The organism is Alteromonas sp. B31-7 (genome assembly GCF_015767655.1).
Lineage (GTDB): Bacteria > Pseudomonadota > Gammaproteobacteria > Enterobacterales > Alteromonadaceae > Alteromonas > Alteromonas australica.
In genome coordinates, this window is record NZ_CP065233.1 from 1,728,552 (window position 1) to 1,740,944 (window position 12,393).

9 protein-coding genes and 2 pseudogenes are annotated in these 12,393 nt (G+C 45.3%); 5 read left to right on the forward strand and 6 right to left on the reverse strand.

Annotated elements, in window-relative coordinates; all coding sequences use genetic code 11:
* Window positions 1-39 precede the first annotated feature (39 nt).
* Together IUA53_RS20450 and IUA53_RS07345 are read right to left on the reverse strand one after the other, a co-directional pair.
* Window positions 40-1,231, reverse strand: a pseudogene (locus IUA53_RS20450) (ISL3 family transposase).
* A gap of 75 nt (window positions 1,232-1,306) precedes the next feature.
* Window positions 1,307-2,095, reverse strand: a pseudogene (locus IUA53_RS07345) (transposase); the annotation flags it as partial.
* Between the two features lie 174 nt (window positions 2,096-2,269).
* Between IUA53_RS07345 and IUA53_RS07350 the strand changes: the two are divergent.
* The 4 genes from IUA53_RS07350 (at window position 2,270) to IUA53_RS07365 (ending at window position 4,594) form a co-directional block, all read left to right on the forward strand.
* A complete protein-coding gene (locus IUA53_RS07350; RefSeq protein WP_044057416.1) occupies window positions 2,270-3,214 on the forward strand; it encodes a slipin family protein in 945 nt (314 codons plus the stop codon).
* Window positions 3,215-3,216: 2 nt separating this feature from the next.
* A complete protein-coding gene (locus tag IUA53_RS07355; RefSeq protein ID WP_196898948.1) occupies window positions 3,217-3,669 on the forward strand; it encodes an NfeD family protein in 453 nt (150 codons plus the stop codon).
* Window positions 3,670-3,885: 216 nt separating this feature from the next.
* On the forward strand, window positions 3,886-4,176 hold the full coding sequence (locus IUA53_RS07360; RefSeq protein ID WP_196898952.1) for a helix-turn-helix transcriptional regulator: 291 nt from the start codon (window positions 3,886-3,888) through the stop codon (window positions 4,174-4,176).
* Window positions 4,166-4,594: a HipA N-terminal domain-containing protein gene (locus tag IUA53_RS07365; RefSeq protein WP_196898955.1), complete on the forward strand. Its 429-nt coding sequence runs from the start codon at window positions 4,166-4,168 to the stop codon at window positions 4,592-4,594. The genes IUA53_RS07360 and IUA53_RS07365 overlap by 11 nt, the downstream gene beginning before the upstream one ends.
* Before the next feature lie 83 nt (window positions 4,595-4,677).
* Here the strand turns inward: IUA53_RS07365 and IUA53_RS07370 are convergent, their stop codons facing one another.
* Window positions 4,678-6,345 carry a hypothetical protein gene (locus IUA53_RS07370; RefSeq protein WP_196898956.1) on the reverse strand — a complete coding sequence of 556 codons (1,668 nt, stop codon included), beginning with the start codon at window positions 6,343-6,345 and terminating at the stop codon, window positions 4,678-4,680.
* Window positions 6,346-6,731: 386 nt separating this feature from the next.
* On the opposite strand from IUA53_RS07370, the gene IUA53_RS07375 reads away from it, so the two are divergent.
* A complete protein-coding gene (locus IUA53_RS07375; RefSeq protein ID WP_196898958.1) occupies window positions 6,732-7,385 on the forward strand; it encodes a DUF1707 SHOCT-like domain-containing protein in 654 nt (217 codons plus the stop codon).
* A 91-nt stretch (window positions 7,386-7,476) separates the two neighbouring features.
* Here the strand turns inward: IUA53_RS07375 and IUA53_RS20265 are convergent, their stop codons facing one another.
* From IUA53_RS20265 to IUA53_RS07385, 3 genes are read right to left on the reverse strand one after another with little or no spacing between them, the layout of a single operon-like run.
* Entirely contained in the window at window positions 7,477-8,643 is a 1,167-nt protein-coding gene (locus IUA53_RS20265) for a M16 family metallopeptidase (RefSeq protein ID WP_231401278.1), read from the reverse strand.
* A 17-nt stretch (window positions 8,644-8,660) separates the two neighbouring features.
* Complete coding sequence (locus IUA53_RS20270) at window positions 8,661-10,220, reverse strand: M16 family metallopeptidase (RefSeq protein WP_231401279.1); 1,560 nt, start codon at window positions 10,218-10,220, stop codon at window positions 8,661-8,663.
* A gap of 30 nt (window positions 10,221-10,250) precedes the next feature.
* Entirely contained in the window at window positions 10,251-12,344 is a 2,094-nt protein-coding gene (locus tag IUA53_RS07385; RefSeq protein WP_196898959.1) for an amidohydrolase family protein, read from the reverse strand.
* Window positions 12,345-12,393 lie beyond the last annotated feature (49 nt).

The window sequence follows — 12,393 nt, forward strand, 5'->3', positions numbered from 1 at the left end:
TCTTATTCGGGCTCTACCCCATAAACGGGGGATAAGCATTCACCTTACCCTATTGATAACACCATCCCATCCACAATGGGTCATCACTCTTATTCGATAATTTTCAAAGTTTCTAAAACCATACGCTCTTCTCGATATCATTTCCATTTTGTTGTGGAAGCCTTCAGTGATCCCGTTGTTTCGTGTAAAGCGCCACATGGCGATGATAGGTTGCAACCACGAAGTTAAGGTATTGGCCAGTGCACGAAGTGGACTGTGATGTAACTGTTCAAGCAAGTCTAAGAACCTCGGTAATGTCTTCTCCATTCGTTTTTCATTCATAGTCTTTAACAGCATATACCTGATGAGCTTCTGTTTGACCTCATACAGTGTTTTCAACACCGGATAGTCAGCTAAGTAGCGTTGTAGGTTGCTGTTTTTCTCTTCGCTTAAATGCCATTGATGTCGTCGCATCAAACTAAGTAAACCCCGATTTTTACGTCCTTCAGGGTGTTGTTGCTGCCACGCTTTTAAGAAGTGATGGTTGATCAAGCGCACCACATGAAAACGGTCAGCGACGATTGTCGCGTTAGGAAAGTACTTTTTAGCAATGCTGCGATACGTTTCGGACAAATCCATCGCGATGAGCTTCACGTTCTCTTTATTGGGAAGGTGGCGCAAATACGAGCGTAAACTTAATTCAGAACGTCCCAGTTTTACATCAAACACACTACGATGTCGTAAATCTACAAACGTCGTCGCATAACCCTTCTTACGGGTAAAAAAGTGTTCATCTAGCCCCAACATCTCGGGGCAGGGGCGACTGATAATCTCTTTATTTTTGGCTGATATGAGATTGGTACCACCGCTCTACCGTAGTTGGACTAATGCGATGTGTGCGTGAGATGCCACGCTGCGTAACACCGCCGTGGTGCGCCTCAAAGACTTCCAAGCGAAAGCACTCTGATGCCCGATAGCGAGGCCGAATCCCAACAAAAGGATGCCTGAAATAACGACCACAGCATCGACAATGATACTTAGGCACCTTTAAATGTAGCGTTAGCACCTGATTACCTTGACGCGTGTGCTTTACAGTGCGCTTATGTGTGGCTTTTATGCGTAAATGTCGACTCTCACAATGCTTGCATAGAGGCTTTTTAGTAGGCTTCGCCCACACTTCAATAAAATCATGTCGATGAACACGTTCTATTTCTAACTCACTTATGCCTAAAATAGTACCTGCGTGGGACATCTGTACTCTCCATTAAATGATTCTTCGCAAAATCAGTTTAATGAATGCGGATGTCCCCCGTTAATGATGAAGAGCCCGTCGCATTAAACTCAGTAAGCCACGATTCTTTCGCCCCTCGGGGTGCTGTATTTGCCATGCTTTCAAAAAATGATGGTTTATCAATCGCACGACATGAAAGCGGTCAGCGACGATTGTCGCGTTAGGAAAGTACTTTTTAGCAATGCTGCGATACGTTTCGGACAAATCCATAGCGATGAGTCGCACGTTTTCTTTGCCGGGTAAATGGCGTAGATAGCTGCGTAAGCTCAGCTCAGAACGCCCCAACTTCACATCAAAAACGTTGCGGTTACGTAAATCCACTAACGTAGTGGCGTAGCCCTTTTTGCGCGTGAAGAAGTGTTCGTCTATGCCCAACATCTCGGGGCAGGGGCGACTGATAATCTCTTTATATTTTTGGCTGATATGAGATTGGTACCACCGCTCTACCGTAGTTGGACTAATGCGATGTGTGCGTGAGATGCCACGCTGCGTAACACCGCCGTGGTGCGCCTCAAAGACTTCCAAGCGAAAGCACTCTGATGCCCGATAGCGAGGCCGAATCCCAACAAAAGGATGCCTGAAATAACGACCACAGCATCGACAATGATACTTAGGCACCTTTAAATGTAGCGTTAGCACCTGATTACCTTGACGCGTGTGCTTTACAGTGCGCTTATGTGTGGCTTTTATGCGTAAATGTCGACTCTCACAATGCTTGCATAGAGGCTTTTTAGTAGGCTTCGCCCACACTTCAATAAAATCATGTCGATGAACACGTTCTATTTCTAACTCACTTATGCCTAAAATAGTACCTGCGTGGGACATCTGTACTCTCCATTAAATGATTCTTCGCAAAATCAGTTTAATGAATGCGGATGTCCCCCGTTAATGATGAAGAGCCCTGTAACGTTTCCTGACAATTTAACGACCCTAGATGTTTTATTTTTGTGGTATAACCGTGAAAGAACGCCGTTGTATTAACTGTTTAGGAGTACATAAATGGAATTAGAAACTGTTTTAGATTACGTGTTTTCGTATCAAGTTATTTTACTTGTGTTAATTGTTATTGGCCTTAAATCGTCAATTAAATTCGTGCCTCAAAACCGCGCGTTTATTATTGAGCGTTTCGGCAAGTACAACACCACGTTGGAAGCCGGTTTAAACTTTATCGTGCCCTTTATTGATACGGTTGCGGCTAATCGCTCTTTGAAAGAGCAAGCGGGTGACGTGCCTGAGCAATCAGCTATTACGAAAGATAACATTACCTTAAGCGTAGATGGTGTGTTGTATTTTAAAGTGGTCGACCCTTACAAAGCCACCTATGGTGTAGAAGACTATGTGTTTGCGGTAACGCAATTAGCGCAAACCACTATGCGTTCCGAACTGGGTAAAATGGAGTTAGATAAAACCTTTGAAGAGCGGGACCTATTAAATACGAATATTGTGTCGGCATTGAACGAAGCCGCTGCGCCCTGGGGGGTTCAGGTATTACGTTACGAGCTAAAAGACATTAACCCGCCAAATTCAGTATTAGATGCAATGGAACAGCAAATGAAGGCCGAGCGCTTGAAGCGAGCGCAAATTTTAGAGTCGGAAGGGGATAGGCAAGCCGCCATTAACCGTGCTGAAGGTGATAAACAAGCCATAGTACTTGCCGCAGAAGCCGATAGAGAAGAGCAAATATTAAAAGCAGACGGTGAAGCACAAGCTATTATTCGCGTGGCACAAGCAGATGCTGAAGCGATTGAAACTGTAGGTAAAGCGGCCGCCACTGAAGAAGGGCAAAAAGCGGTGCAGCTTGACCTAGCAAAAGGCGCTATTCAGGCAAAAGAGAAAATTGCGAAAGAGTCTTCTATCGTGTTACTGCCTGACAGCGGCACTGAAATAGGCAATGTAGTTGCACAAGCCATGACAATTGCAAACGCAATAGGCAAGAAGGGGTAACTATGGATAATATGTTTACCAATTTACCCCACTTTTTACTTGGTTTTGGGTTATTGCTGCTGATTATTGAGGTGGTGATGGGCTTCACCACCATATTGTTACTCACGCTAGGTATTTCACTGCTATTAACATCTGGCCTTATGTACGTGGGTGTAATCGACGAGGCCATGTTAGATGCACTTATTGCTATAGCTGTTCTTGATGCGGTACTTACCTTTGCGCTTTGGCGGCCGTTGAAATTGCTTCAACGAGACCGTGCGCCCAAAGAGGTTAAATCTGATTGGATTGGTACTCAGTTCGACTTAGACAGCGATGTCGCGCCCGGTCAACCCGGAACCGCGCGCTTTTCAGGCGTTGCCTGGACCATCAAATCTTCATCATCACTGCCAAAAGGCGCCACAGTGGAAGTGGTGAAAGTGGAAGTGGGCGTATTGCACGTTCAGCCAAGTCACTAACTGCCTACTAAAACTCACAATAATGGGGTCAGAGTACATATTGACGTAATATGCTCTCCCCCTGCTTATCATTCTTTCTCAATCAAATTCTTCTCTACGCGCATTGCCTGCCTTTTATTTTGTGCATAAGCCTATTTATGCACAAATTAATAAACATTGATTTCTCGTTTGATTGCGCTATATTTTATGCATTAATAGTCTTATGTTTAATATATCATGCAAAAAACCGACATCCTTCTTAGTGCCATTGGTAAGCTGGTTGTTTCTCTACGCTCTGTTACCATGGATCAAACGGAACTGGGTCAACGGGTGGGGGTTGGGCGTAACACCATCTCATCTATAGAAAATGGCAAAGCGGTTAATGCAGAAACACTGTTTAATGTGCTTGAGCATTTAGGGGTAATAGAAGACTTTCAAGAGGTAATAGAGCAACGGTTAGCACAGCAAACTACTGCGCTTTCTCGAAAGTCGAGAAAAGACGTGCAGGAATTAAACAATGACTTCTAAAGCTTATGTATTCATTGATGGATTAGAGGACAAACCAATTCCTTGTGGGGTCACACTCGTAGACGAAGACACTAAAATAGGGCGCTTTCGGTACGGAAAGCGCTATTTAAACAGGCCCGACGCGTTTCCTTTAGACCCTATTCACTTACCGCTTAGCGATAGAGAATACAGCACGCCATTCAACAAGGGGGTGTTTGGTACGTTATCTGATGCGGGGGCTGACTCTTGGGGAGAAAAGGTAATTTTGTCTCTTCACAGCACTACGCCTAAAAACCGATTGGAGTTTTTACTGGCAGGCTCAGGTATGGGGGTGGGGGCATTAGTATTTAGTTTGTCTAGCGCATCGTCAAAGCCTAAATACAGTAAAAATACATTAGGTGATATTCCCATGCTATTATGGGCGATATCGCGAGGCTGAAACACGTCATTCCGCTGTTTTAGTGTGCATGAAGCGCTTCATGTCACAAGGAAAAAGGGCGGTGAGCACCGCCCTCAATAAGCTTAAGATATACGTTTTATTTTTTCTTGCAGTTGCGGTAACTCGATTTCAAACTGCTTTAAGGTATCACTTAAGCGTGACAAGATAGATTCTCTCGCTTTTCTGTTTTGCGCGCTAACCGCCAGCGTTCGAACAAACCAGTAAACGTTGAGTAGCGCAAACACAATCAGTGGTATGTTTTCCACTATCGGCATGTAATAGCTCAGTTCTTCTGCAAAAGCGTACTCTTGAAATTGTATAAGAATATCTAATGCGTTGGCCGACCATAGCCAGTTGCCGCCTGTAAATAGCACCAATAATACTATCCACTTGGCTATGGCGCTTGGCCCACTGTAGCTTTTAAAGGTGCTGGTGGTGAAGTGGTGGTTTTGCGACAAATTATACGCATATTCACGGTTGTGCGATGACACGGGAAATTGTGCATCGGCTCTGGCATAGATAAACCAGTCACCTTCATCTAAGCCGCCAATAATGTCTTCAGCAAAGCCTTGCTCACGTATTTCATCGTTTGCTAATTTAATAACGAGCTTCCCTGTCATTTTCGACTGTCGAAGACGGTTACTGCTTACACTCGTTTCGGTTTCTGTACGTTGATACCGGTTGCCGTGATAAACATCGTAACTGCGGGTGGTGGTTTTGGTGGTAGTGACATCACTGACATTCGAGCTAGTATCCCTAGACACCACCTTTGCAAGCATACAAGATACGTTTACCTCACAGTCCTGATCCTTTCCCAACACCCGTTTATGGGTGTAGGCTTCACTATAATCTACATGAAACTGGCCTAGTAAGTCGCTCTCAATAGCGGCAACATTGGTTGTTTGAACGCGGCTTGAATCGGTATTTTGCTGTGAACCGCAAGAGGCGCAGAACACGCTATCACTTGCAATGCGCTCTTCACACCGGTGGCAAAATATATCACTTGGCATGTGCTCGCGCGCCGCTAAATGAAACCCAAGTTGTTTTTTAGTTACGTTTAAGAACGCGTCCATGGCACCGGTCAAGGTGGCGTGTTTTTCCAGCTGCTTTTCATGTTTATTTCCATTAGCTACGTACTCTAGCAAAAACGTAACGAATGCAACGAGAAGAGCGCCCCCCAACATCTCTGGGCCAGCGCCAAGCACCGAACCAAAACCAAACATCGCCAAAATAAAGGTTAATACAAACCAGTACGACTTAGGGCGGTCTGAGGGGGTAAACCAGCTATCAATGTTATATTGCTGATTCTCGTCTCTGTGCACTACCGCAGCTGGCACTTTGGTGTCGTCGGTAACACGCGCTTTGGCTTCTCGACCCATGATTTGGTGTGTGAGCGTTAGGCTGGTAGGAAAGACAACAGAAAGCACATCCCCTTTCTTAATATTCTCAAAAACACGACTCTCAGCATCCAAACTGAATTGGTGAAGTTGATCGTTTTTATCGCAAAGCGCTATCCACCAAAAACTGTGGGTAAGATTGGCGTTGCTGGAAGAGTAGTTTCGTTTATACAAATAGCTGGAGGTGACTCTACCTGTTACTGTCCATGCGTTTTCATAGGCGGTTTTTAGTGTTGCGAAGGCATCAGGTGCAATGTCATCTAAGTGTTTAAGCTGAGGGGCATCCTCTAGTGCGTTGCCGCTATAGGAACAATATTTGTCCCCAACAAAAACGGCACGATCTCGCTGTTGCATATGTTCTCCTTGTGTTTTTCATTCTTCCTCGCCTTATTAACTGTAAATAGGGCAAGCGTAATGTAGCTTAAATTTATCGCTACTCACACTTTTTTTATAATAATGAGTATGTTGCGTTATACCGGAAGGACTCACTTGTTAATATGACTGCTGTTGGGAGCGAGGTGTAGTTTTCGGATAGCGTGTGGGCTATTAGCGGTAGCGTACGTTTACTTTTATTATGACAAACTTCGCTAATAAGGCGTCAAATTCACCATATTATGGCGTTAACGTAACCGTTAAAATTCATGGTATTTGTAAGTTTATGATTTATATAAAATTAATAATTGGCTAGGCAATTGCTTGTTAAGCGTTAAACAAAAAACCAATCTCTTTTGGAACTTACTATGACTGTAAAATTGGAAGATCGCCCCATAGAGCAAGTACGTGAAGAAGTCATCGATAAACTCATTTATCACTATAGTCACGGCGTGATATCCGCAGAAGCTTTTGAGCGTCGCCTTGACGCCGCTATGGCCAGTCAATCACATCAAGAAATTGTTGATTTGGCGTCAGATTTAACCATGAATGTAGACGACCAATTTAACAACCGAAAGCAGCAGCAATTTAGTATTAATTACGCCAGCAGCGATATTCCTGAAACCGAAACCATGATAAACGTGTTGGGAGGATCTAACCGCACAGGCATGTGGGAAGTTCCAAAAGAAATCAAAGTATTGTGCTTAATGGGCGGCGCGGATATAGATTTTTCAGATGCTATTTTTACGTCATCTAACGTTACGATAAAAGCGTTGTGCGTAATGGGGGGCATTGATATTAAGGTGCCTGAAAACGTCAATGTGGTTACAAAGGCATTTTGCTTCATGGGTGGGCTAGATAATAAGGCGCCGTCCATTGCTAACAGGCAAGCCCCAACCATCACCATTGAAGGCTTTGTAATGATGGGAGGTGTAGACGTGGGTTTGAAACGCACGATTAAGGAAAAATTTGTGGCTTTTGCTAACCAAATGAAGTCTGCTTTTAGTTCTAACCAGCGTTAAACGTGCACATTAAGAAATAACACTTAAACGTGCAAAGTACATTGGCTATCCAAGAGCCATGTGTACTTTGCACCTTGTCTATCTGTTAGCTTTATAAGCTGCTCATGCTTTGCACTGATACAGGCCCTACACCGGCTGCTTCTACTTCTTCCTTAATTTTTTCAGCATCGCCAATAATTAACCAGGTTAACTTGCCGGGCATCACGACTTGCGCGGCGGCTTTTTCAAGGTCGTCTAAGGTAAGCGCATTGTATTGTTCTACCAAGGTTTCTGGGTAGTTATAGGGGCGATTAAAACGGCTACTCGATAGTAAGCTTCCCAACACGGCAGTTGACGTTTCATATTGGCCAGGCAGTGAACGCACTTGGTCTAAACGTGCACGTTCAAGCTCGTCGGGCATAGGTGGTTTATCACCTAAGTAGCTATTGAGCTCTTTTTTGAGTTCAAGCAAGGACGCGCCAGTTTTGTCGGTTTGCACAGGGGCGTACACCATAAATGGTCGTTGGCCGCGAGCATCTTGCAAAAAGGTATAGGCGCCATAAGCCCAGCCTTTGTCTTCACGCAAATTCATATTCACCCTAGCGGTAAATGCGCCACCCAGTGTTTGGTTCATGGTTTCTATGGCAATGTTGTTGTCTATACCTGTGGGAGGGGCTAAATGTGCAGCAAGAATAAGCGATTGCTGAGAGCCAGGGCGGTCGATGATTATGGTTCTACCTTGTTCAGGGAGGCTAGCTTGCGCAATTTGCTTTATCCCTTTACTTCCCTTAGCTTGCCACTTCCCAAACTCGTCTTCTAACACCGTTTTTACTTCATCAAGAGAAGTATCACCCACCACAAAGAGGGTGGCGTTATCGGGGCGAAGCCACGTGTCCTTAAAGTTGATTAAATCTTGGCGGGTGATGGCGCTTACGTCCGCTTCTGTGCCTGTCCCGGTAAATGGAATGCCATAAGCGTGGCCGTCACCGTAAATAAGCGGTGGAAGTAGGGTTAAGGCTATACTCACCGGGCGAGATTTCTGTTGCGCAATGCTGTTTAAAATGAGGGTGCGCTGGCGTTCAATTTCTTCTTTTGCGAACGTTGGAGCAGTGATAATGTCACCCATTAATGCCACAGCATCACTCATGTTTTCTTTTAAAACCGACATGCGCACCGTGGTGGTGTCTAGGTTAGAACCGCTGCGTAACTCCACCCCTAATTGCTCTAGTTCAGCGGCGAGCTCAAGGGCATCATATTTACCTGCGCCTTCATCTAGCATGCGGGTAGTAAACTCCGCTAACCAAGTTTACCGCCTGCGTCTGCTGCGTATCCTGCATCAAATTGCATGGCAATATTAACCAAGGGCACTGTACTACGATTAGCAAATACCAGTTTTATGCCGTTCGATAGGGTGGTTACTTCAACGTTGGGGAAAGACAGCTGTGTTTCCGAGGTGATAGCAGGCAAACCTGTGCTTCTATCTACACCGTCACTGGTGGCGGCATGTTCAGCAAAAGGGATATAGGTAATTTGATGCCAGCCGTCGCTCAGCCATTGTTGTGCGGCAGCTTTTACTTTTTTCGGCGTTGTATTGGCCAGTTCCTTTAGCTCGGTTTTAAAATAGTTAGGGTCGTTGGCTACAAATTCGCCGCTTGCTAAGGTATCTGCTTTACCGCCAAATCCACCTACTTCTTCTAACCCTCGAATCATTGCAGCTTTGCGCTTTGTCGACACCAGTTTTACTTCATCTTTCGTCGGGCCTTTTTTCAAAAATTGGTTGATGATTTTGTCCATTTCTCGTTCAACAACAGCTGGGTCTTCGCCTTGTTTTACATCTACACTAATGCCAAAAATAGAGGCCAGTTTCTGCTCATAGTTAAACACCGACGCATTGGTAGCAATTTGCTGGTTGTACACTAGCTCTTTATACATCCGTGAGTTTTTACCATCACCCATCACGCTGGCAGCAATGTACAAATCGGTGGCAGTAGGGCTAGTATTTTCTGGCGAGACCCACAGCCGGTAAATACGGGTTTGTGGTACTTTGTCTTGCACAACTTGGCGGGTATTAGCATTGCGCTCAGGCACCCAAGACTGCCATTTTGCCAAGGCCGGCCCAGGTTCAATATCACCAAAGTATTTTTCTACCATAGGTTTGGCCTGCGCAGCGTTGATATCGCCACTTAATACCAATATGGCATTATTGGGCCCGTAATACTCGTTAAACCATGCTTTCACATCGTCCAGTGATGCTGAGTTTAAATCTTCCATTGAGCCTATAACGGTGTGCGAATAGGGGTGTTCGTCAGGGAACAATGCTTTTACCGCATGGGTAAGTAGCGATCCGTAAGGCTGGTCTTCGCTTTGGCGCTTCTCGTTTTGTACTACCCCTCGTTGTTCATCTAATTTTTCTTGGGTGATTGCACCTAAAAGATGCCCCATTCTGTCTGATTCCATCCACAAAATACGTTCTAATGCAGGGGTAGGAACCGTTTGAAAGTAATTGGTGCGGTCGAAGCTGGTGGTGCCATTTAACCCGGTAGCACCTACCTCTTGAAGGGGTTTAAACCATTCGTCGTCGTAGTTTTCAGTGCCGTTAAACATAAGGTGTTCAAACAGGTGAGCAAAGCCAGATTTCCCTAGCGGCTCATCTTTCGACCCCACCTTGTACCACACTGCCGCGGCAACCACCGGGGCTTTACGATCTTCATGCACAATAACGGTAAGGCCATTATCTAAGGTGAATTTTTCGTAGTGTATGTTTATGTCGTTAGCGGCTTTCGCAGGGAGTACGCAGGCTAGCGATATAAGCACGCTGCAAAGCCAATGGTTAAATACGCTGTGTCGTCTTTTCATGATAAGTCTTCCTTACTGTATACATGTAGATTATTGATTTTGTTCAGTAATATTGGGTATCTCTGTAAATGGCAAGATGCCAAATTCTGGATAAACTTCAGTGGGATAGAAAAACTTCCCTTGGGTGACTACCATCGCAATAGTTTTTATTGCTTTTAATTCTTGAGTTGGGTCTCCGGGTGTTAAGAAAAAGTCTGCGGTTTTGCCTACTTCAATAGCGCCTCTATCTTGATGCCCAAGGTATTGCGCCATATCGAAAGAGCCTCGTTTAAGCACTTCGGCAGGGCTCATGCCTATTTGTTCAAACAATTCTAGTTCTCTGTGTAAATAGAACGCGCCACCCATGTCTGTGCCTGGTACTAGAAAAATACCTTTTTCATGCATGAGTGATAGGGTAGCCATAATCTTATCGAAAGCCGCGCGATAGGCTTTATCCTCAGCCTCGTCAGCCACGTTTAGCATGGCTGACTTAGCACTTCTTTGCTCGCTAACTGGCATGTGGTCAATGTAATCTACAACGGCATTGTTAGTGATGCCATTACGGCCTTTCATGGCGTATTCATGAATAACAGCCGTGGGGTCGTGGGCAATGTTGTTTTCAACCATTAGGTTAAGGGTGTGTCGTACTTTTTCGCTATTTAAATCTAAATCAGCAAAGCGTTTCATACCGGTTATTCTAAACAGCGTGCGCGTATCTTCTTCAGGGTTAAGCACCCATCCCAGCATTATCTGGTTAATGTGGGTTAACTCGTCATAGCCTGCCTCAATCATTTGATCAGCGCGATAAAATGCAGGTACGTGGCCAGCTACACGAAGCCCTAAATCATGGGCTTCTTTCACCATGTCTGGTACCCATTCGCCATTCATGGAGTTGTAAATTTTAATTTGCCAGTAGCCTTTATCTGCATAATCTCTTATCAAAGCAAGGGCGTCATCTTTCGTTGAGGCGAGTTCACCTGTGGCCGCACTGTAATCACTCACCCCTTCAATAAACCCGCTTTTTGTGATGGTAGGTCCAATCAGCGTGCCACTGTCTATTTTGTCAATTAGGGCATGTAGTACGTCATCTTCATTCCCCATATCTCGCACGCCGGTAACACCCGCCATTACATTGAGCAAAGCTTGGTTATCACCCATGTGACCATGCATATCATACAAACCCGCCACCACGGTGCCGCCGTTCCCCTCAATGGTGACTTCTCCTGGCAGAGGTTGCTTTACCGCAGGCTCTATGGCGGTAATGGTATTATCCGTGACAACCACAGAGCTTAGTGGTGATAGAGAAAGCGTATGGGGGTTAAAAATATGCACATTGTTCACGCGCACGGGGAGTTCATATTGGTGTGTCACATTGCTTGCAATGTTTTCGTATCGTTCACTGTTTAAGTTAGCGGCCAGTTCGCGTAATGCCTTATCCTGTTGAGACAAATCATTAGGTAAAACAGCAAAACGTGGCGATACCACGCCTAAAAAGGCATGTTGGCCGTCAAGTAGTACATAGGTGGGATTGAGATCAATTCCGCCTACCGCATACAAGGTTGCCTTAATGATTTTTTCGTCATCCGTGTTTAAATCAAGTTGGCGCAGCGCCGTTACTGTCACCTTGCCTGAGGGCAGGGCGGGGTAGGGTTCGCCGCCTGCGTCTAACACGGTTTTTGCGTATACATAATACGCGTATGGGCTGGGATCTTGCGCGATATACAAGGGTTTTCGTTCATTGTTTTGCATCTCGCCATCTTCAGCATTACTACTTCCTGCCGCCGACGACCAACTTGCTCTGCCGTCAACCATCTCGAAGTTCTCGTTAACCTGATTGCCAAAGGTGGTTTTGCCGGTGATTGTCCAACTGATGGGGATGCCAGTTTCCGAACGTAGGATAGTTTCCTGGCTACTGGCGCCCCGCCCATTGTTACTGAACCCAAAGTCGATCGACACTTTGGTGCCGTTTTCGGTGACGGTCAGCGCACCTACATTTGTTCCGCCAAACAGCACGTCATAGGTGGCGAATGTGGCTGGGCCTTCACGGGTGAGTTTTTCTGCTTGTGACTTAGCTTCAGGCCCGGGCACTTCGCCGCTACAAGCCGAAATGCACGCCACTATTATGGTGGATAAAAGTAATCTCATTATTATTCTATTCCCTGTTCTTTTTTCTGTTCTGTCGTTTCACATCAGC